The organism is Rhizobium sp. CFBP 13644 (assembly GCF_014842165.1).
GTDB classification, from domain to species: Bacteria; Pseudomonadota; Alphaproteobacteria; order Rhizobiales; family Rhizobiaceae; genus Agrobacterium; species Agrobacterium tumefaciens_C.
Genome location: NZ_JACYVF010000003.1, coordinates 390916 through 411095, shown reverse-complemented (window position 1 = coordinate 411095; position 20180 = coordinate 390916). Strand labels below are relative to the sequence as shown.

The 20180-nt window shown below is 55.4% G+C and carries 19 protein-coding genes; 8 read left to right on the top strand and 11 right to left on the bottom strand.

The features are described 5' to 3' along the window. Positions 1-88 precede the first annotated feature (88 nt). The 6 genes from IFT53_RS11325 to IFT53_RS11300 all read right to left on the bottom strand — a co-directional run bounded on the left by IFT53_RS11325 (position 89) and on the right by IFT53_RS11300 (position 6929). Positions 89-1780: a methyl-accepting chemotaxis protein gene (locus IFT53_RS11325; RefSeq protein WP_192064791.1), complete on the bottom strand. Its 1692-nt coding sequence runs from the start codon at positions 1778-1780 to the stop codon at positions 89-91. Positions 1781-1912: 132 nt separating this feature from the next. After that, the gene (locus IFT53_RS11320) at positions 1913-3745 is read right to left on the bottom strand and encodes a methyl-accepting chemotaxis protein (RefSeq protein WP_446737669.1); all 1833 of its coding nucleotides are present in this window, start codon (positions 3743-3745) and stop codon (positions 1913-1915) included. Then, positions 3717-4262, bottom strand: a complete 546-nt coding sequence (locus IFT53_RS11315; RefSeq protein ID WP_192065005.1) for a chemotaxis protein CheW — start codon at positions 4260-4262, stop codon at positions 3717-3719. The genes IFT53_RS11320 and IFT53_RS11315 overlap by 29 nt, the downstream gene beginning before the upstream one ends. After that, the gene (locus IFT53_RS11310) at positions 4262-6253 is read right to left on the bottom strand and encodes a chemotaxis protein CheA (RefSeq protein ID WP_192064789.1); all 1992 of its coding nucleotides are present in this window, start codon (positions 6251-6253) and stop codon (positions 4262-4264) included. Before IFT53_RS11310 ends, IFT53_RS11315 begins: the two co-directional genes overlap by 1 nt. Beyond that, entirely contained in the window at positions 6250-6618 is a 369-nt protein-coding gene (locus IFT53_RS11305; RefSeq protein ID WP_042616614.1) for a response regulator, read from the bottom strand. Before IFT53_RS11305 ends, IFT53_RS11310 begins: the two co-directional genes overlap by 4 nt. Continuing rightward, on the bottom strand, positions 6615-6929 hold the full coding sequence (locus IFT53_RS11300) for an STAS domain-containing protein (RefSeq protein WP_192064788.1): 315 nt from the start codon (positions 6927-6929) through the stop codon (positions 6615-6617). The genes IFT53_RS11305 and IFT53_RS11300 overlap by 4 nt, the downstream gene beginning before the upstream one ends. Before the next feature lie 858 nt (positions 6930-7787). Between IFT53_RS11300 and IFT53_RS11295 the strand changes: the two genes are divergently transcribed. The 6 genes from IFT53_RS11295 (at position 7788) to IFT53_RS11270 (ending at position 14074) form a co-directional block, all read left to right on the top strand. Further along, a complete protein-coding gene (locus IFT53_RS11295) occupies positions 7788-9023 on the top strand; it encodes an ABC transporter substrate-binding protein (RefSeq protein WP_192064787.1) in 1236 nt (411 codons plus the stop codon). A gap of 153 nt (positions 9024-9176) precedes the next feature. Then, positions 9177-10079: a carbohydrate ABC transporter permease gene (locus IFT53_RS11290; RefSeq protein ID WP_192064786.1), complete on the top strand. Its 903-nt coding sequence runs from the start codon at positions 9177-9179 to the stop codon at positions 10077-10079. Then, positions 10072-11013, top strand: a complete 942-nt coding sequence (locus tag IFT53_RS11285; RefSeq protein ID WP_042616611.1) for a carbohydrate ABC transporter permease — start codon at positions 10072-10074, stop codon at positions 11011-11013. The genes IFT53_RS11290 and IFT53_RS11285 overlap by 8 nt, the downstream gene beginning before the upstream one ends. 5 nt (positions 11014-11018) lie before the next feature. Then, entirely contained in the window at positions 11019-12107 is a 1089-nt protein-coding gene (locus IFT53_RS11280) for an ABC transporter ATP-binding protein (protein ID WP_192064785.1), read from the top strand. Positions 12108-12155: 48 nt separating this feature from the next. After that, positions 12156-12917 (top strand): sugar phosphate isomerase/epimerase family protein, encoded by a 762-nt coding sequence (locus tag IFT53_RS11275; RefSeq protein WP_192064784.1) that lies wholly within the window; start codon positions 12156-12158, stop codon positions 12915-12917. A gap of 23 nt (positions 12918-12940) precedes the next feature. Next, the gene (locus tag IFT53_RS11270; protein ID WP_192064783.1) at positions 12941-14074 is read left to right on the top strand and encodes a Gfo/Idh/MocA family protein; all 1134 of its coding nucleotides are present in this window, start codon (positions 12941-12943) and stop codon (positions 14072-14074) included. A 37-nt stretch (positions 14075-14111) separates the two neighbouring features. On the opposite strand, the gene IFT53_RS11265 is transcribed toward IFT53_RS11270, so the two are convergent. Both IFT53_RS11265 and cls read right to left on the bottom strand, forming a co-directional pair. After that, positions 14112-14951 carry an endonuclease/exonuclease/phosphatase family protein gene (locus IFT53_RS11265; RefSeq protein WP_192064782.1) on the bottom strand — a complete coding sequence of 280 codons (840 nt, stop codon included), beginning with the start codon at positions 14949-14951 and terminating at the stop codon, positions 14112-14114. Between the two features lie 78 nt (positions 14952-15029). Beyond that, positions 15030-16490: a cardiolipin synthase gene (gene cls / locus IFT53_RS11260; protein ID WP_192065003.1), complete on the bottom strand. Its 1461-nt coding sequence runs from the start codon at positions 16488-16490 to the stop codon at positions 15030-15032. A 243-nt stretch (positions 16491-16733) separates the two neighbouring features. Here cls and IFT53_RS11255 point away from each other — a divergent pair, with 243 nt between their 5' ends. Both IFT53_RS11255 and IFT53_RS11250 read left to right on the top strand, forming a co-directional pair. Next, positions 16734-18038, top strand: a complete 1305-nt coding sequence (locus IFT53_RS11255) for a L,D-transpeptidase family protein (RefSeq protein WP_192064781.1) — start codon at positions 16734-16736, stop codon at positions 18036-18038. Continuing rightward, complete coding sequence (locus IFT53_RS11250) at positions 18035-18268, top strand: sulfurtransferase TusA family protein (RefSeq protein ID WP_192064780.1); 234 nt, start codon at positions 18035-18037, stop codon at positions 18266-18268. Before IFT53_RS11255 ends, IFT53_RS11250 begins: the two co-directional genes overlap by 4 nt. A gap of 6 nt (positions 18269-18274) precedes the next feature. Here IFT53_RS11250 and queE read toward each other — a convergent pair whose 3' ends face one another. Genes queE through queC form a run of 3 tightly spaced genes read right to left on the bottom strand, consistent with a single transcriptional unit; the run spans position 18275 to position 20087 of the window. Further along, complete coding sequence (gene queE, locus IFT53_RS11245; protein WP_192064779.1) at positions 18275-19012, bottom strand: 7-carboxy-7-deazaguanine synthase QueE; 738 nt, start codon at positions 19010-19012, stop codon at positions 18275-18277. Then, on the bottom strand, positions 19009-19377 hold the full coding sequence (gene queD, locus IFT53_RS11240) for a 6-carboxytetrahydropterin synthase QueD (RefSeq protein WP_042616603.1): 369 nt from the start codon (positions 19375-19377) through the stop codon (positions 19009-19011). The genes queE and queD overlap by 4 nt, the downstream gene beginning before the upstream one ends. Beyond that, entirely contained in the window at positions 19377-20087 is a 711-nt protein-coding gene (queC, locus tag IFT53_RS11235) for a 7-cyano-7-deazaguanine synthase QueC (RefSeq protein ID WP_192064778.1), read from the bottom strand. The genes queD and queC overlap by 1 nt, the downstream gene beginning before the upstream one ends. Between the last annotated feature and the right edge of the window lie 93 nt (positions 20088-20180).

Genomic DNA, 20180 nt, shown 5'->3' with positions numbered 1-20180 from the left:
AAGTCCCTGGTCATTCAGTCAGATTCGATGTGCCTCTTGCGAGGCTCGCAATCCGGCGCGAGAAGCCCGCGCCGGATTGCCTATGGCGTCATGCGGATTGACGAAAATCCTGATCGGCTGCATCCGGGCCACCCATGGAGAGATCCAACGCGAAACCCTTTGCGCGCGCCTGCTGCCCGCCAATCGAGTTATCGCTCTGCCGGCGCACATTGGGGTTGGAAGCATGGGCTGGGGCAGAGGTGCGCTGCGGGGCATGTTTCTGGGGTGCCGCACGGCTGGACGATGCACGCTCAACCTTGAAGAAGGCAATGCTCGCTTGCAGTTCTTCAGCCTGGGCTGCCAGCTCTTCGGATGTCGCAGACATTTCCTCGGATGCGCTCGTGTTCTGCTGAGTCACGCGGTCGAGTTGCTGGATAGCCTCATTGATCTGGTTGGCGCCAATATCCTGTTCGCGGCATGCAGCAGAAATCTCGGCAACAAGTTCAGCCGTCTTGCGAATATCAGGCACGAGACGGTTCAGCATCTCGCCAGCTTCCGCTGCAGCAGTCACCGTTTCGCTTGACATGGCGCTGATTTCGGCTGCCGCAGACTGGCTGCGCTCAGCGAGCTTGCGCACTTCCGATGCAACGACGGCGAAGCCCTTGCCATGCTCACCGGCGCGTGCTGCCTCAACGGCCGCATTGAGGGCGAGAAGGTCGGTCTGGCGTGCAATTTCCTGAACGATGGAAATCTTTTCGGCAATCGTGCGCATGGCGACGACGGCTTTGCCAACTGCAGCACCGCTTGCTTCGGCATCCGTCGAAGACTGACGGGCAATCTTCTCGGTCTGTGCAGCATTTTCAGCGTTCTGGCGAATATTGGCGGCCATCTGCTCCATCGATGCGGAGGCTTCTTCGGTCGAGGATGCCTGTTCGGTTGCGCCTTGCGAGACCTGCTCTGAGCTTGCAGAAAGCTCCTGACTACCAGATGACACATTGTCCGCAGCAGAAAGAGAGTCGGATACCACACCACGAAGGCGTTCGATCATGAGGTTGACATGTTCAAGAACGCGGCTGATTTCATCTCGTGTGGTGATTTCGCTGAGCGTCGTGAGGTCGCCATCGGCGACTTTACGAACCGCAGCGGTTGCCTTGTTGAGGCCCTTGGCGATGCCAATCGAAATAACCAGTCCTGCGATGATCGCAATCAGAACGACGGCGACTGATACGCTGGTTACCATCAACCACGCGTTGGCGAAGAGATCGTTCGCATCTGACTCAGCCTTATGCATCATGGCTTTGTTGGAATCGACGCGCTGGTCGATAGCTTCCGCTATCTTGTCAGTGATTTCGCGAACTTGAGTCTTGACCAGTTTGAGAGCGCCATCCATGTCTCCCGCTCTCGCCAGCTGACGTACCGTGTCATCCATGCGAAACAGATCCTGGGCCATATCGGCGACTTCAACCCATTGAGCGCGGCCCTGTTCGGTTGCGGCGTTTTTCTGAAGCCATTCAGTCTTCTCTTTGAATTCCTTGCGATAGTTATCGCTGTTCTGGATCGATCGTTCCATTGCTGCGGCATTGTCAGCTGTAGCAATGTTCATCTGGCTTCGTACGAAACGAAGCTGGACGCGGCCCAGTTCCAGGGCAGTCTCAAGGCGGGCCGCAGGCCCTCTGACGATGTCGCTAGCCGCAGAATTCAGAATGTTGAGGCTATTCAATGAGTAGACCGATGTGCCCACTATCATCAGAATGATAATGCCAAAAGCCATTGCCAGTTTTAATTTTATGGTCAGATGCATGGAAAACGTTCCCTCTGGAAATCAAGGCAGGACGTACCTGTCCTCTTCCGTCAATTGGCTGGAAATACTGCACTTTTTACAATTTTGACTTCCCAGATTCGATGGATTTGTCGAAGCTGGGAAGATTTTAATTCAAGCACTTTCGCGGAAATCCGCATCATTTGAGTCAGGTCCGCCCATCGACATATCAAGAGCGAAACCCTTTGCTCGAGCCTGTTGTGCCTGGATAGACTGGTTCGGGCGACGGGCCTGCGTTGCTGGTTTTGCCGCTGGACGCGAGGCGGGCGCGGCAGCGCGTGTAGGGGACTTTTGTCCGTTCCCTTCGGCACGCTCAACCCGGAAGAAAGCAATGCTGGCCTGTAGTTCTTCGGCCTGTGCTGCCAGTTCTTCCGAGGTTGCAGACATTTGTTCGGACGCACCGGAATTCTGCTGCGTCACAACGTCAAGCTGCTGGATGGCTTCATTGATCTGGCTTGCACCAATGTCCTGTTCACGACAGGCTGCAGAAATTTCTGAAACCAGTTCCGCTGTCTTGCGGATATCGGGCACCAGACGGTTCAACATCTCACCAGCTTCTGTTGCGACCTGGACTGTTTCACCTGATAGCGATGAGATTTCGGCAGCGGCAGCCTGGCTGCGTTCTGCCAGCTTACGGACTTCGGACGCAACCACCGCAAAGCCCTTACCATGCTCACCGGCGCGTGCAGCCTCGACAGCGGCGTTCAAAGCGAGAAGGTCTGTCTGGCGTGCAATTTCCTGAACGATGGAAATCTTGTCGGCAATGGTTCGCATGGCGGAAACCGCGCGACCAACGGCTGCACCACTTGCTTCCGCATCCTTGGAGGACTGGCGGGCAATCTTCTCCGTCTGAGCGGCATTGTCGGCGTTCTGTTTGATGTTGGCAGCCATCTGCTCCATGGAGGCAGATGCTTCTTCAGCGGAGGAGGCCTGCTCTGTTGCGCCCTGAGATAGCTGCTCCGAGCTTGCGGACAGTTCCTGGCTTCCCGAGGACACGTTATCAGCGGCCGTCAGCGCATCGGATACAACGCCACGGAGCCGTTCGACCATGCGCTGAAGGGAAAGGCCCAATATGTCCTTGTTGGAAAGAGGGGTTGGCGTGACGAAAAGATTGCCGTCCGCGATCTCGTTGGCGACACTTGCAGTATTGCGCAGATTTCCAGTCATGACATTGATGCGGGTGACCAGATCCTTGACCTCGTCATTTGTATTGATCTCAACGTTCTGGTCCAGATCGCCAACCGAAACAGCCTCAGCCACAACCATGATTTTGCGCAGGCCGCTGCTGATGCCGAGGGCAATCCATAGTGCAGTGGCGATGGCGACGATAACGGCGATGATCGATGCTGCGATCAGCAACAAGCGTGTTTGTTCATATTCGGCGGTAGCTGCATTTTTGGAGTCAGTCAGTCGTGCGCGGTTCATTTCCACGCCTTCGTGCAGCTTATTGGTCAGCGCATTGGCGGCAGCGCGACCTTCGCCCGATGAATATGCAATAGCGGCGGGGATACTTCCCTCCTGGATCAGTTTACGTACCTGATCGTCGCTATCGTCGAATGCCTTGTTGATCGTCACAAGATCGGCCCAATAGGCGCGTGTCTGCGCGCTTGCGGTAGAACTCATTTCCTCCAGTATATCATTCAGTTCCTTGCGGGCTTCGTTGCCGGCCTTTATCAGGGGTTCACGGTCCGCCGGTGTGGGCGCCAGAAGCAGATTTTTCTGCGCGCGGACAACAACGAGAGACACGGTATTCATCTGATGGACCTTGTCCAAGCGAACGACCGTACCTTCAACCACTTCGTCCATGGCGTCTTTTGCAACGCCGAGGCTGTAGATGCCGTAACCAGCGGTGCCCGCCAGCATGACGATCAGGAAGCCGAAAGCGATCGCAAGCTTCAATTTGATTGTGAACCGCATGTCAAAATTCCTTCGTGAGTTCGATAACATTGCTTCGAGATTGGCTTCTGAAGCCTGACGCCTCACGTGGAGCCGTGAAGATCGCATTCAGGTTTGGCATGATGACGAACTGCGCCCCTCGTTTGATGAGGCAGTGAATGTAATCCGGTCGCCAGCGCATGCCGACACTGGGCGGCGGCTCGCTGGCTGATCGGGAAAAGCTGGTGACCTCGTAGACCTTGTCCGTGCGAAGGCCGACGAGCGTCAGTTCACCTTCCAGCGCGAGTTCGATCACGATGATGCGGCTGTCGATGGTCTTTTCCGCAGCACCCATGCCGAATGCCAGGCGGATATCGGCCAGCGGAATGACCTTGCCACGGAAGTTGATGACACTGGCCACAAAGGGCATGCTGCCGGGAACTGCGGTTTCCGGTAACAGGTCGAGAATTTCCTGCACCAGGACGGCTTCGATCGCGAATGTCTCTCCCTCGATGCTGAATGTCAGCACCTCCAGGTCTTCACGGTTTGCCCACAAAGCATCGGACGGATGGGACTGAAGCTGGTTCATCATCTTGCGATACGCATCTGCGCCTCCTGCTGCTGTCCGGATATGACGAGGTGCGACACATCGAGAATAAGGGCTACACTGCCATCGCCCAGAATTGTCGCGCCGGAGAAAGTTGCGACATCATGGTGCAGCCTCGACATGGCCTTGATGACGGTCTGATGGTCGCCAATGATTTGATCAACGACAAGGCCGACTCGCTCAGAGCCTGTCGAGATGACGACGACCTTCTGGAACTGATCGGGCTTGGTCCCTGTCTGGAACAGTTCTCGCAGACGGATGAACGGCACAAGGCTTTCGCGCAGCGAGATGAACGAACGCCCACGGGACTGCACGTCATGTTCCTGGGATAGTTCGAGGCACTCCTCAACCGCCGAAAGCGGAATGACGTAGCAGCCCGTACCAACGCGCACCAAGAGACCATCGATAATGGCGAGGGTGAGCGGAATTGCGAGCGTGATTTCCGAACCCATGCCCGGATTACTCGTAACATTGATGGTGCCGCGCAGCGCTTCAATGGTCTTCTTGACCACATCCATGCCAACGCCACGCCCCGAAAGATTGGTGACTTGAGCGGCCGTAGAGAAGCCCGGCTCAAAAATCAGCTGCAACAGTTCCTGGTCGGTAAGCGTCGCACCGGGTGCGATGAGCCCGGAAGACTCCGCCTTTGCACGAACGCGCTGACGGTCGATTCCGCGACCATCGTCACGAATGGTGATCGTGACATCGCCGCCGGTCTGACGTGCGACGAGGGTTACCTGTCCGGCAGGATTCTTGCCTGCCGCAACACGCTCTTCCGGTGTTTCCAAGCCGTGGTCGCAGGAGTTGCGAACGAGATGAACCAGAGGATCAGCCAGACGCTCGATCACGACCTTGTCGACTTCGGTTGTTTCACCTTCGGTTACAAGTTCAATCTGTTTGCCGGTTTCCCGTGCCAGATCGTGGGTCAAACGACGGAAGCGGCTGAAGAGCTGAGCGATGGGCACCATGCGAAGCACCATCATCGTGTCGCGCAGTTCACCAGAAAGTCGCTCCACATCTTCCGAAACGGAGCGAAGCTGAATATCGACGCTGGAGTTGGCCAGCTGCGAAAGTCGGGATTGGGCGATCACCAATTCGCCGACGCGGTCCATCAGTTCATCAAGGCGTTCAGCCGGAACGCGGACGTTTTCAGCGCCCTTGTTTTGCTTGCTGTCTGCCTGTGCCTGAACTGCGGCTGGATTTGCCTTGGCGGCCTCTTCCACGGGCGCAAGTGGCGGCACAATCTCGGCAGACCGTGATTGTTCGGCAGAAAGTTTTTTGACCTCAATCGCCATGTCGTCCATTACGAAAATGAACACGTCATCGATGGCCGAGCGCGGTTGATCGGTGGTCAGTGTCACCGACCATGAGACGTAAAGACTGGTGGGATCGATATGGTCTAGCGCTGGGATTGCGCTTGTGTTGGCCGCGATGACGCAATCCCCAAGGTCGGCCAATTCGTTCAGAAGACCCAGAGGGTTCGTGCCGTTGGCCATTGAGTTTGCAGGCAAGCTGAAGTCGATCTGCCATGTGGTAACAGATGGCGCTTCGGCCTTCGGCGCAGCCGCGACGGGGAGATGGTGGACGTTTGCGGTTTCATTCGTTCCGACCGCCGCCTGCAATTTTGCAAGCAGACGATCGCCAGTTTCGGGAAGTGCTCTCGCAGGGTTGTCGACGAGGCAACGCATGTGATCCTGCGCCTCGAGGACTGCTGCGATCAGCTCGCTGCTCGCAGGAACTTCACCCTTGCGGACGCGGTCGAAGGCGGTCTCGCAATGGTGGGTAAAGGCAGCCAGTGCCTCAAAGCCAAACATGGCACCGGACCCCTTGAGGGTATGCAGGCCGCGAAACACGGCATCGATCTGTCCCTGGTTGGACAGATCATGCAGCAGGTCGAGCAAGCCGTTTTCGATCTGCTCAAAAAGTTCTGCTGCCTCTGTTCTGAAAACCTGAATGGGGTCCAGTATTGTCATCTACCAAGAACCTTTTTTACGATTTTGACGAGGTTTTCAGGGTCGAACGGCTTTGTGACCCAACCGGTGGCGCCCGCGGATTTCGCGCGGGATTTCATGTCAGCGTCTGACTCAGTGGTCAGAAAGATGATGGGAATGCCCGTATGCGCTGGCGACTGACGTAGCGCCTCGATCATTTCCAGGCCATTCATGTTTGGCATGTTCAAATCCGTGACGATAAGATCGAATGAGCCGCTTTTGGCCCTGCTGAGGCCATCTGCGCCGTCAACAGCTTCCGTCACCTGATAACCTGCGTTGGACAGGGCGATTTTCGTTGTCATCCTGATGCTCGCAGAGTCATCGACGGTGAGAATGTTGGCGCTCATTGGATTTCCTTTCCGTGCAGCCAGAAGAGGCGGGAAGCCTCGTCCATAGTCGTGAGGAAACCGCCGCGCCGTAACGTGTCGACTATCTCTGGCGAGGCCGGTTTCGTGAGTGTGATGTATTTGCCCTCAGTTCGGGCATAGAGCCGCGATGCTTCGATAAGCTGGATGAAGCTCAAGTCGGCTTGGGCGCCCTCAGGTATGTCAACAGTAACGGCACTGTTCATCTGCAGCGCTTCAAGCAGGGTTTCATGCACAGCCAATGCGTTGCGCACGGAAAGCTGGGAGGGCAAATTGATTAGTTCTGGTGTCATCAGTAGACCTTAACTTCCCCGGTTGGCTTCAATTTAGACGCGCGACATCAGTGATTTCGTACCATGCTGTGTTAGAGTTGCCGGTTTGACGACAGCTTTCGTGTCAGTTGGTCGTCCGTGCCTGCTTGTCCGGACGTCCGGGCGCGCAGAGCGGCGACAAGCTCGCCTTCGCGGAGCCAGACACAGTTTTGCCGTCTGCCAGAACGCCATTTTCACGCATTCGGTTGGCAGTGAGATACAGCTATGGGTTCGCAATCACCCGGAGGCGATACAACGTTCCAATCTCTACATTGTGTGAAAGTCGAGTTGACATCATGCAACCCGCTACGATTGGTACAACCTCGACGATATCGTCGTTATCGATTGTTTTCGCTAATCATATTAGCTTAGTGATATCCTCGAAACGGTTAAGGGCGCGTTAAGACCGGTTGCGATTAGTCGGGGGGTTTTAAGAACTGAGGCATATTGACATAATTGATAGAAGACAAGGTTGAATATAAGCCGTTCACTACCTGAAATATATATTGATCTTTTTATTCAAAACACAGTTAGAACCTAGGGGGAGTAACGAAAGCATTCTTCTTCCTGTTACTATAAACATACCTTGTCAGCTCGCTTTCATTCCGATCTGGTGTCCCTGCCGACCCTTCCCTTGCTCACGCTCATGTTCAGCCCTGTTTTCTGCTCCAGCGTGTTTTTTTCCGTAAGCTTTTTGAGTATCCGCACCGGCGATATAGGGCTAACATACTGATAGAAAACATTAAAAATCAAAATTAATTTTTTATTGCAGTCGCTGTTGCGGAACAGGAATGTTTCGCATAGGTTTTTACGGCAACGTTTCAGTGAGGGAGGAGACTCATGCGTACGACTGCCATTTTGGCCACTCTGTTGGCCGGTTTCACGGTGCCTGCAACCATCGCAGGGGCTACAGATCTAGAGGTAACACACTGGTGGACGTCAGGCGGTGAAGCCGCGGCAGTGGGGGAGCTTGCCAAAGCATTCGATGCAACCGGGAATAAATGGGTGGATGGCGCGATTGCCGGCTCTGGCGGTACCGCTCGTCCAATCATGATCAGCCGGATCACCGGTGGTGATCCGATGGGTGCAACCCAATTCAACCACGGACGCCAGGCCGAAGAGCTTGCGCAATCCGGTTTGATGCGCGATCTCACGGATGTTGCTGAAAAGGGCAAGTGGAAAGACGTCATCAAGCCAGCAAGCCTGCTGGAAAGCTGCACAATTGATGGCAAGATTTATTGCGCACCGGTCAATATCCACTCCTGGCAGTGGCTATGGCTTTCCAACGCCGCTTTCAAAAAGGCAGGTGTAGAGGTTCCTAAAAACTGGACTGAATTCGTTGCAGCGGCGCCAGCGCTGCAAAAGGCCGGTATTCAGCCGCTGGCCCTTGGTGGTCAGGCATGGCAGGCCAATGGCTTGTTCGACACGCTGCTGATTTCGCTTGCTGGCAAGGACCTCTATGAAAAGATCTACAAGGACAAAGATGCCGAGGTTGCTGCCGGACCGGAAATGAAGAAGATCTTCGTGGCTGCGGACGAAGCACGCAAGCTTGCGAAAGGCTCGAATGTTCAGGACTGGAACCAGGCAACGAACATGGTCATCACCGGCAAAGCTGGCGGTCAGGTCATGGGTGACTGGGCGCAGGGTGAGTTTCAGCTTGCCAACCAGAAGGCCGGAACTGATTACACCTGCCTTCCCGGCCTTGGCCTGAACGAGTTGCTGACAGCCAATGGCGACGCATTCTATTTCCCTCTTCTTAAAGATGAAGCGAAATCGAAGGCTCAGGAGGTTCTGGCAGAAGTGATCGTTGATCCCAAGACCCAGGTTGCGTTCAACCTGAAGAAGGGTTCGCTTCCCATCAGAGGCGACGTCGATCTTGGCACAGCCAATGACTGCATGAAGAAGGGTCTTGCCATCCTTGCAAAGGGTGAGGTTCTCCAGAGCACCGACCAGCTTATCTCCGCAGATACGCAAAAGCAGAAGGAGGATTTGATGTCCGAATTCTTTGCGAACCCATCCCTGACCGCGGATGCAGCGCAGAAGCGCTTCGCCGAGATCATCGGTTCTGCCGACTGATACAGGCTCGCCTTTAGCCGGTTGGATGGACCAGCCGGCTAAATATGCTGCTGGAAACAGTGGTTTCATGGCGCTCCGAGGACATGTGTTGCGGACGTGAATCCTTTGCGGTTCGCTGCACGATCAACCATTATGATTGATAAGGAGTGGGACATGGCGGTCAAAAGCCATTCTGGTCGTCCAAACCAGCTATTCCGCAATCTGAATTCAAAGATTGCATCGATACCCATGATCCTGACCGCGATGGTCATCTTCATGGGCGGAACGATCTGGACAGTCGTTTATTCCTTTACCAATTCCAAGCTGCTGCCGCGCGCCTCGTTTATTGGCATTGAGCAATATGAGCGTCTTTGGGCAGCGCCTCGCTGGATCATTTCGATCCAGAACCTTGCTATCTACGGCATACTGTCGCTGATCTTCAGTCTCGTTATCGGCTTCGTTCTGGCCGCGCTGATGGATCAGAAAATACGGTTTGAGAATACATTCCGAACGATCTTTCTTTATCCTTTTGCCCTTTCATTCATCGTCACCGGCCTTGTCTGGCAGTGGCTGCTGAACCCTGAATTCGGCATCCAGTCGGTCGTGCGTTCAATGGGCTGGGAAAGCTTCACGTTCGATCCGCTTTATGATCCGAACCTCGTCATTTACGGCATCCTGATTGCAGCACTTTGGCAGGGCACCGGCCTCGTGATGTGCCTCATGCTTGCTGGCTTACGTGGTATCGATGAGGATATCTGGAAAGCATCGCGCGTTGACGGGATTCCGATGTGGAAGACCTATATTCTCATCGTCATTCCCATGATGCGGCCTGTCTTCATCACAACGCTCGTCATCATCGCCAGTGGCATCGTCAAGGTCTACGATCTTGTGGTGGCTCAAACGAGCGGTGGACCGGGCATCGCGTCCGAAGTGCCAGCAAAATACGTTTATGACTACATGTTTCAGGCGCAAAACCTGGGGCAGGGCTTTGCCGCCTCCACCATGATGCTGCTCACCGTTGCCATCATCATCGTTCCATGGGCTTACCTCGAATTTGGAGGGCGCAAGCGTGGCTAATATCTCAACACTCAATACGGTTGCTGTCGCAACTGATGCTGTGTCCTCTCGCCTTGAAGGGCCGCGTGGCCGCAAACCACGCAAACGGATTTCCCGCCGCAACATCATTCTCTATGGCAGCCTGTTCGTAGCGGCGATCTATTACCTGTTGCCGCTTTATGTGATGATCGTCACATCATTGAAGGGCATGCCGGAAATTCGCATGGGCAATATCTTTGCCCCGCCGGTCGAAATCACATTCGAGCCATGGGTCAAGGCATGGTCAAATGCCTGCACGGGTCTGAATTGCGACGGACTTTCGCGTGGTTTTTGGAATTCCGTGCGTATCATGGTGCCATCGACATTCGTGTCGATCCTGATTGCATCCGTCAGCGGCTACGCCTTGGCGAACTGGAAGTTCAAGGGCTCGGAGTTCTTCTTCTCCATTCTCATCATCGGGGCGTTCATTCCCTACCAGGTCATGATCTATCCCATCGTGATCGTGCTGCGTGAAATGGGTGTCTACGGTACGCTGACCGGTCTGATTATCGTCCACACGATTTTTGGAATGCCGATCCTGACGCTTCTGTTTCGCAACTACTTTGCGGGCCTGCCGGAAGAATTGTTCAAGGCGGCGCGCATCGATGGCGCGAATTTCTGGCAGATCTATTTTCGCATCATGGCGCCGATGTCGCTGCCGATCTTCGTAGTTGCGATGATCCTGCAAGTTACAGGCATCTGGAATGACTTCCTGTTCGGCGTCGTGTTCACCAGGCCGGAATATTATCCGATGACTGTTCAGCTCAACAACATCGTCAACTCTGTTCAGGGTGTGAAGGAATACAACGTCAATATGGCGGCGACCCTTCTGACCGGTGCTGTTCCGCTGTTCGTCTATTTCGTTTCAGGCAGACTTTTTGTCCGCGGCATCGCCGCTGGCGCAGTCAAAGGTTAAGCTTCATGAATAAAAGCGTCTCCATTCGCGAACTGTCCCTGTCCTTTGGCGCTGTCAATGTGCTGTCGGATCTCAATCTCGATATTTATGAAGGGGAGTTTCTTGTTCTGCTTGGCTCTTCGGGCTGCGGAAAGTCGACATTGCTCAACTGCATTGCTGGCCTTCTTGAACCGACGGAAGGGCAGATTTCCATCAAGGATCGCAATGTCACCTGGGAAGAGCCAAAGGATCGCGGCATCGGCATGGTGTTCCAGTCCTATGCGCTTTATCCGCAGATGACGGTGGAAAAGAACCTGTCCTTTGGTTTGCAGGTTGCCAAAATGCCAAAGGAGGAGATCGACAAGCGCGTGAAGCGCGCGGCCGGTATTCTCCAGATCGAACCGCTGTTGAAGCGCAAACCCGCAGAGCTTTCCGGTGGCCAGCGTCAGCGTGTCGCCATCGGGCGCGCCCTTGTCCGTGACGTTGATGTCTTCCTGTTCGATGAGCCTCTGTCCAACCTCGATGCCAAGTTGCGCTCGGAACTGCGCGTGGAAATCAAGCGGCTCCATCAGGCGCTGAAAAATACCATGATCTACGTGACCCACGACCAGATCGAGGCACTGACGCTGGCAGATCGTATCGCGATCATGAAGAGTGGCGTTATCCAGCAGCTGGACGATCCTGTCTCCATCTACAACAAGCCTAAAAACCTGTTCGTTGCCGGGTTCATCGGCTCACCATCGATGAATTTCCTCCATGGAGAACTTGCTGAGCAAGAAGGCAAGGTCGCCTTCAAGACCCATGGCGTCAGTTTCACCCTCGATGGTTATGACGCCTCTACCTCGCTCACCCCCGGAACAGGCGCTGTTCTCGGCGTTCGCCCGGAGCACGTGCGGGTGGACGGCGATATCACCGGCGGTGAGATTCATGATGCCGTGGTTGATATTGAGGAGCCAATGGGGGCTGATAACCTCATATGGCTCAAGCTTGCCGGTCACACGCTTTCAGTGCGGGTTGGCGGGCACAGACGTTACGCGCCCGGGTCCAAGGTCAAGCTGGCCTTCGATATGTCCATGGCGTCCCTTTTCGATGCGAAGACCGAAGACCGCATCTGAATTCACCCACCCTTCCACCAGACACAGTCCCAATGTCAGGAGAGACAGATGACGAAACTTGGTTTCCAGCTCTATAGTGCCCGTAATTTTCCGCCGCTTTCAGACGTCCTGAAAAAGCTTTCAGCGGCAGGATATGCCCATGTCGAAGGCTTCGGCGGTATATACGGTTCGCTTGACGATGTCGGCTTGAAAGCTCTGCGCGCAGACCTCGACGCCAATAACCTCACCATGCCGACAGGCCATTTCGGCATCGATATGCTGGAAGGCGAGCCTGAAAAGGCGCTCAACATTGCCAGCACGCTCGGCATCAAGGCCATCTATTGCCCTCATCTGATGCCCGACCAACGCCCAAGCGATGCTGCGGGTTGGCTTGCATTCGGCAAGCGCCTTCAGGAGGCTGCGAAACCATTCCGTGATGCCGGACTGGCTTTCGGTTGGCACAATCACGATTTCGAGTTCGTGAAGCTTGAGGACGGCTCCACGCCACAGGAACAGATTTTCGCCGGCGGACCTGAGCTGGAATGGGAAGCGGACATTGCCTGGATTATCAGGGGTAAAGCCGACCCTCTGGAGTGGATCGAACGCTACGCCAGCCGTATTACAGCTGTGCATGTCAAGGACATCGCGTCGCCGGGCGAAAATACCGATGAAGACGGTTGGGCAGATGTCGGTCACGGCACGGTGGACTGGAAGGGCTTGGTCGATGTGCTCAAGAAAACGGCCGTCAAATATTATGTCGTCGAGCATGACAATCCCAAGGACGTCGACCGTCTGATCACACGGTCCATCACATCTTTCAACGCCTATTAATTCACCAATCTGGAGTTCAAGACATGGCCAAGGAACTTGGCGTCGGCATCATTGGATGCGGCAATATCTCAACGACCTATTTTTCGCTCTCACCGCTATTTCGCGGCCTGAAAGTTCTGGCCTGTGCCGATCTCAACCGCAGTGCGGCGGAACTGCGGGCTGAGGAATATGGGGTCAAGGCGCAGTCCATCGAGGAACTGCTTGCCAACGACGAAATCGATGTGGTGGTCAACCTCACCATTCCGGCGGCGCATTTTGCCGTTTCGAAATCCATCCTCGAAGCAGGCAAACACGTCTATTCGGAAAAGCCTCTGGTGCTGACACTGGAAGAGGGCGAGGAACTGCGTCGTCTCGCAAAGGAAAAGAACCTTGCTGTTGGTTGTGCGCCCGATACATTTCTGGGCGGTGCGCATCAGTTGGCGCGTCAATACATCGATCAAGGCGGCATTGGTCGTATCACATCAGGCACATGCCATGTCATGAGCCCGGGCATGGAAATGTGGCACCCCAATCCCGGCTTCTTCTTTCTTGAAGGCGGCGGCCCCATTCTCGATCTTGGCCCCTATTATGTTGCCAATCTCATCAACCTCATCGGCCCGGTCAAGCGCGTGGGCGCCTTGACCTCCATGGCAAACCCCACACGCACAGTGACCAGCCAGCCCTTGAACGGGCAGGTCATTCCGGTTGAAACGCCCACGAATATCCATGCTTTGCTGGAGTTCGTGAACGGCGCGACGATCACCCTGTCGGCAAGCTGGGATGTGTGGTCGCACCGCCATGCCAATATGGAGCTTTACGGCACGGAGGGCTCCCTTTACGTGCCAGATCCCAACTTCTTTGGTGGTGTTGTCGAGGCGAGTGGCCGTGACAAGGACATCAAGCCGCTGGAAAACTGGGATCATCCCTTTGGCATTGCCAACCAGGAAAGCCCACAGGGCGCGCGCGCGAACTATCGTACGGCGGGACTGGCAGACATGGTGCTTGCGCTGATCGACGGACGCGATGCGCGTTGCTCGCTGGATCGCTCGCTCCACGGTATCGATGTCATGACATCCATTCTGAAATCCGGCGAAGAAGGTCGCTTCATCGAGCTGACGACCACCTGCACCCAACCTGCAGCGCTGGGCATCGAAGAGGCGCAGGCTCTGCTGCGATAAATGGCGGTCGGCGGATGCAGCAAATGCATCCGCCGCCTTATCCGGCCTGTTGTCCCAACAGAATGTCGGTTCTGACCGTCGCCTTTAAAGGCAAGTGATCCGAGGCGATGCGCGACAGAGCGCTGTTATGCGCGGTCACATTATCAACCAGCCCTGCGCGGTTGGAAATGATCCGGTCCAGCGCCAGCACTGGCATGCCAGCGGGGAAACTCGGAACTGCGGGCGGCAGACTGCCGAATGCGTCGCGAAATGTATTGAGCGACGAACCATTACCCAGTCGCCATTCATTGAGATCACCGAGCAAGATGGTCGGGTGCTCGTCTCGTGTGCTCAGCAGCTCAACCAATGCTTTTGCCTGTCGGGCGCGCGAATGTCGCAAAAGGCCGAAATGGGCCGCAATAATGCGCAGCGTTCCCCCCTGTTGAAGGTCAAGTTCCACAACCAGCGCGCCGCGTGGCTCAAGGCCCGGTAGTTTCAGCGGATGGACGTCGCGAACGGCACCTTCCTTGAACAGAACAACATTTCCGTGCCAGCCATGTGCTTTTGTGCCTGCCGAGATGGGAACGGGCGAAAGGCCGCACTCCCGCTCCAGCCTTCCCAGGTCCAGCAGACCAGTGCGCTCTCCAAACCGGCTATCAGCCTCCTGGAGCGCCATGATATCAGCGCCTATTTCCTGAATGACATGGCAGATACGGTCCGGGTCGAACTTGCGGTCTCGTCCAACGCATTTGTGGACGTTGTAAGAGGCGATAACGGGATGGCCTTCCGCCTTCGAGGCTTCACTGGGGGCCGGCAGTGTCTTGCGGTTCCGGAAAGACGTCATCAGAACAGATGAAAGGCTCTCGGATTTTGTACGCGCTAGCTTTTTGTCTTGCATTCACGATTACCCAGTTCCGACTTTATCAGCGACCATTGCATCAAATTTTGCGCGCTTTGCGACCGCGTGTCGCGTTTCTCATAGGTATGGCGAGGCCAGCCACAAGATCTTCTCGAAAAGCCTCAACAAAAACGGCCTTGCCCGTAATTCTTCGAGCTTGACCTGCCTGGCGTTTTCCAATGCTTCGTTGATGCGTTCTGAAACCGCGCCAGCAAAACCCTCGTCAATAACTTCGATATCCACCTCAAAGTTCAATCTTAATGACCGCGGATCAAGATTTGACGAGCCAACATATGACCAACGATCATCAATGACGAGGAGTTTCGAGTGATTGAACGGGCCCGTGGCGCGCCATATGCGGCAATTGCTTTTCAGGATCTGATCGAATTGCGCCGTCATGGCGTGGTCTACGAGTGTGAGATTATTGTTCGCAGGAACGATGATATCCACCTGAACACCGCGCCTTGCCGCCGTCGTTAATGCCGAAATCAGTTCTCTGTCCGGCAAGAAATAGGGCGACATGATGCGGATGGACGAACGCGCTATCGAGAAGGCGCCCATCAGCATCTTATGGCTGGTTTCTATGCTGTTATCCGGGCCGGAGGCGACAACCCGTGCCAGAACCGGGGAGCCGGGCTTGCCTTCGGGAAGGGTAACGTCCCACACGGGCCCATCCAGTCTTTCGCGTGTCGTGAAAAGCCAGTCTTCGGCGGCGACTGTGAAAAGATCCGCAACCAACGGCCCGGTCACCTTGAAATGCGTGTCACGCGAATGGCGGTCCCCGGCAAATTCAGCCGTGAAGCCTTCCCGAATATTCATGCCGCCGGTAAAGGCCACCCGACCATCGACGACAAGAATTTTTCGGTGCGTGCGCAGATTCGCATAGGGCAAGCGCAAGCCGATGATGACATTGCCGTTGAAGACAGCGGCCTTGAGGCCTGCCTTTGTCAAACCACGCATGATGCTGGGAACGGAATAGCGTGCGCCAACAGCGTCCACCAAAATCCGGACCTCGACACCGCGATGTTGTGCATCCGCCAAGGCCTCAACCAAGCGTTCGCCCGTTCGGTCCTGATCGAAGATATAGGTTTCCAGAATGATGGAGCGTCTCGCATTTGCCAGGGCGTCCAGCATGGCCGCATAGGTTTCGTCGCCCGATAGCAGCGGCTCGATGGTGTTGCCGGTCGTCAGGGCGTTGCGGGTAACGCGGTCGCCGACATTCTTCATGGCGGCGAAGCGGCGTCCGAAGCGTGCAATCACCAGATCATCCGCCGCATCGAAAAGCGCAACACGCTCCATGATCGTGCCATGCATCAAAGACCGTTGCTGCCCGAGGTTACTGCGGCGGATGCGGTTTATGCCTGCAATGCCGTAGATCGCGGCGCCAATGAAGGGAGACAGCACGATAACGCCAACCCAGCCCAGAGCTGTGCGCACCTCCTGTTTTGTCATCGTTGCATGAATGGCCGCAACAGCGCCTACGAGGATAGACGCTGTTGCTAGTATATGGGGCCAATAAGCATTAAGAAGATCAATCATATAGCGAATATAGTCGAGTTGGATCACGCCGCAAGCTGCATCGCCACAGGGGCATCGGCTAGTGATCTGTTAAGAGTTTGTAAGCTATGTATGATGACGGTCTTGAGGATAAGCCGCCGGATTTGATGCGCAGGGGTGTGGGAGCCCCAGGCTAAAAACCATCCGCGGGCAGGTCCGCAGACTTGTATTCAAATCTGAAATATTTTACCAACGTGCAACCTTCTGTAAAATCGGTGAAACGCCATGCGTTTGAGACATATCGCGCTTCTTACCTGCACCGCATTCATGCTGGTCGGCTGTAATGAAACGCTTGAAACGGTCGAGCGTGATGTTTCCCATGTCAAGAACAAGGTAGATTACCCGCTTTCTCCGTCCATTCTCGCTGAAATGGACAAGAAGAATATGGATCGCAACGCGCCGATCATGATCCGTATTGTCAAGGAAGAGAGCAAGCTCGAGATCTGGAAAGCTCGCCGCGATAATCGTTTTGAGGTCATTGCCTCCTACGATATTTGCGCGTGGTCTGGAAAGCTCGGCCCCAAGGTCAAGGAAGGCGACCGTCAGGCACCCGAAGGCTTTTATAATCTGACGCCGGGGCATCTCAACCCGAACTCCAATTATTACCTGGCGATCAACACCGGGTTTCCGAACCGTTACGATCAGGCCAATGGCCGCAACGGCACCAACCTGATGATTCATGGCGCCTGCTCGTCGTCCGGCTGCTATTCCATGACGGATGCGCAGGTGCTCGAAATCTACGGTTTTGCACGGGACGCCTTCAAGGGCGGACAGAAAACCGTGCAGTTGCAGGCCTTGCCATTCCGTATGACGGCCGAAAATATGGCCCGCCATCGCAAGAGCGAGCATTACGAATTCTGGAAAATGCTCAAAGTTGGCTACGACAACTTCGAAGTCACCAAACGCCCACCTGAGGTGAATGTTTGCGAAAAGAAGTATGTCTTCAACCAGCAACTCGAGGGCGGTCAGTTCAACGCTTCTGCGTCCTGCCCGAAAATGAGCACGCCACCTGCACTCGCCAGCGCGCTTCAAAGCTATGCCAAGACCTATGAACTGGCCTATACCAAGGCAACGAACAAGCTCGATGGTATGGTGTGGTATGACCCGAGCGAAGCCGAGCGCAAGGCGGTGGTTGCTGCCAAGCGCAAGGGCCGCGAGCCTGCTTATGCCCCAACCGGATCTGCCCTGAAGGCTGGTCGGTTGATGAAGGAAACTGAATTCGCCGCGCTGATGGAAAAGAAAGCCGCTAGCGGCATTTCCGGTCAGGCAGCGACGGCCATGGCATCTGTTTCAAACCCAGGCGCAACCACGGCAGCGACAGTTGGAACTGCGCGCCCTGCAGCACCTACTGCGCGCGTGGCTCCGACGGTCATGGTCGCGTCAGCGCCCACGCCTGCCGCTACAAGCCAGTCTGCTGCGGCTCCACAGAGCGTGCCTGTTCCGGCCCTCAATCCACTCGCATTTTCCGCCCCGGCCCAGCCAGATGATGCCCAGAAGAAGCCATTCTGGAAATTCTGGTCAAAGCAGTGACGTCTTCCGCTGCCGACATCTATGATCTGAGGGGGCTCAAATGCCCCCTTCCTGTTTTGAAGAGCCGAAAAAAGCTGGCGATTATGGCGGGAGGGGAGGAACTCTGGGTCGAAACCACAGATCAGCTCGCTGTCATCGATATCCCGCATATGTGCAGGGAAGACGGCCATGTGCTCATCGCGGTTGAGCCAACAGATATCGGCCACCGCTTTCATATCCGCAAGGCGTGATGCCTTTCAGACGCCGCGCCGGTTGCCCCACAGCAGTACATGCAGTTGCGGCAGTACCCGAACTTCAAACCAACGGTCGTTGCTCACCTTCTCAATCAGCCATAACATCCGGTCCATAATGCCGTTGATATCCACCAGAGCGTCATCATCTTCAGGTGGCGGCGGCGTATGGTTGCCCGGTTGCAGATAGACGTTCAAACGGGGATACCGCGCCGATACCTCTTTCGCACAGGCGTAATCTTCATCATCGAAAATCACGAATTTTAACGATATCTGCGGACCTTTGCCTGCTGCTGCAAGACAATCTTCGAGCTTGCCAAAGTCTGTCTGCATGTTGCTGGATGGCGGTTTGGGGCTCAGAACAAGATAATCCAGATCGGCGAACCATTCCTTGGCGATGCTGCCCTGCGTTTCCAGCGCAAAACGATAGCCTTCGCCATGCCCTCTCGCGATCAGGTCCGCCAATGGCTGAATGGCAGGATTGCCGCCTGAAAGGGAGATGGTCAGCGGCTTGCCGCCGGAAAGAGTGGTGACCTCGCGCCAGATCGCGTCGACGGAAAGAGGCTTCCAGTCATCGCGATACTGGCTGTCCACGGCATGCAGCGTGTCGCACCACGAACAGCGGTAATCGCAGCCGCCGGTGCGCACAAAAACCGTCGGAAGCCCAATCAGAGGGCCTTCGCCCTGTATGGTTGGGCCGAAGATTTCGCTGATGCGGATGGTTGTGTCTTTCGCCGCACTCATGGACGGCCCGATGGACGATATTCGGCCCAGGTTTTTGCCGTTTCGCTCACACGCACCGCGCTCGTTTCAGGCAGACGCTCCTTGCACCAATCATAGAAATGCTTGGCAAGGCGTTCGGCCGTCACCATGTCATTCTGCAAAACGTCATTGAGGTGACGATGGTCGAAGTGGTCGTCAATGTAACGCTTTAGTGGCGACAGTTCGTGATAATCACGGATGAAGCCGTGCTGGTTCAAATCCTTACCGGCAAGTTCCACCTCTACAATGTAGTTGTGGCCGTGCAGACGCGCGCACTGGTGGTCTGCCGGCAAATCCTTGAGCTGATGCGAAGCCGAAAAATGGAATTCCTTGGTGATCCGAAACATCAGTGCACCTCCTGCGCAGCATAGGCGCTGGTCGCAGCCTTCCAGAATTCCGGGTCTTCGTAATCGGTCGGATCGGAAATATCAGCCAGATGAAACGCCTCGCGCCGCTCCACGCAGGTGCCGCAGCGTCCACAATGGCGCATGCCGCCCTTGTAGCAGGACCATGTCTGCGCAAATGGGGTGTCATGCTTTGCACCGTCGGTGACGATATCGGCTTTGGAGCCTTCCACATAAGGTGCGTACAGCTTGACGTTTGCGTAGCCATCCAAAGCGTGGCGCTGCATGTCGTTGAAACTGTCGATGAAGCCGGGGCGACAATCGGGGTAGATGAAGTGGTCACCGCCATGGACGGCAATGGCCACGGCATCGGCCTGCTGGGCTGCCGCCAATCCAAAGGCAATCGTCAGCATGATGGCATTGCGGTTGGGCACGACGGTGGAACGCATCGTTTCCTCCGCGTAATGGCCATCCGGTACCTCGACATCATCAGTCAGAGCCGAGCCTGTCAGATGCGCGCCGATGGTTCTGATGTCGATGATATGGTGCGGCACCGACAGCCGTTCTGCGCAGAGCGCTGCAAACTCCAGTTCCTTTTTATGGCGCTGGCCATAATCGAACGAGACGAGTGCAAGCAGTCGATGTTCCGCCGCGATTTTATGCGCAAGCGAAACAGAGTCCAATCCGCCGGAGCAGATTACGATTGTTTTCATAGTTTGGATCCCTTGTTTTGACCGGGTGGGCTGCGACCGGATTACGGTTGCGGCTTCTAACGCAAGTCGGGACCCTTGGGAAGGGGCAAGGAC

Coding starts and splice junctions, on each gene's coding strand:
- IFT53_RS11325 (WP_192064791.1), bottom strand. CDS start 1,780: ATGCATCTGACCATAAAATTAAAACTGGCAATGGCTTTTGGCATTATC.
- IFT53_RS11320 (WP_446737669.1), bottom strand. CDS start 3,745: ATGTTATCGAACTCACGAAGGAATTTTGACATGCGGTTCACAATCAAA.
- IFT53_RS11315 (WP_192065005.1), bottom strand. CDS start 4,262: ATGAACCAGCTTCAGTCCCATCCGTCCGATGCTTTGTGGGCAAACCGT.
- IFT53_RS11310 (WP_192064789.1), bottom strand. CDS start 6,253: ATGACAATACTGGACCCCATTCAGGTTTTCAGAACAGAGGCAGCAGAA.
- IFT53_RS11305 (WP_042616614.1), bottom strand. CDS start 6,618: ATGAGCGCCAACATTCTCACCGTCGATGACTCTGCGAGCATCAGGATG.
- IFT53_RS11300 (WP_192064788.1), bottom strand. CDS start 6,929: ATGACACCAGAACTAATCAATTTGCCCTCCCAGCTTTCCGTGCGCAAC.
- IFT53_RS11295 (WP_192064787.1), top strand. CDS start 7,788: ATGCGTACGACTGCCATTTTGGCCACTCTGTTGGCCGGTTTCACGGTG.
- IFT53_RS11290 (WP_192064786.1), top strand. CDS start 9,177: ATGGCGGTCAAAAGCCATTCTGGTCGTCCAAACCAGCTATTCCGCAAT.
- IFT53_RS11280 (WP_192064785.1), top strand. CDS start 11,019: ATGAATAAAAGCGTCTCCATTCGCGAACTGTCCCTGTCCTTTGGCGCT.
- IFT53_RS11275 (WP_192064784.1), top strand. CDS start 12,156: ATGACGAAACTTGGTTTCCAGCTCTATAGTGCCCGTAATTTTCCGCCG.
- IFT53_RS11270 (WP_192064783.1), top strand. CDS start 12,941: ATGGCCAAGGAACTTGGCGTCGGCATCATTGGATGCGGCAATATCTCA.
- IFT53_RS11265 (WP_192064782.1), bottom strand. CDS start 14,951: ATGCAAGACAAAAAGCTAGCGCGTACAAAATCCGAGAGCCTTTCATCT.
- cls (WP_192065003.1), bottom strand. CDS start 16,490: ATGATTGATCTTCTTAATGCTTATTGGCCCCATATACTAGCAACAGCG.
- IFT53_RS11255 (WP_192064781.1), top strand. CDS start 16,734: ATGCGTTTGAGACATATCGCGCTTCTTACCTGCACCGCATTCATGCTG.
- queE (WP_192064779.1), bottom strand. CDS start 19,012: ATGAGTGCGGCGAAAGACACAACCATCCGCATCAGCGAAATCTTCGGC.
- queD (WP_042616603.1), bottom strand. CDS start 19,377: ATGTTTCGGATCACCAAGGAATTCCATTTTTCGGCTTCGCATCAGCTC.
- queC (WP_192064778.1), bottom strand. CDS start 20,087: ATGAAAACAATCGTAATCTGCTCCGGCGGATTGGACTCTGTTTCGCTT.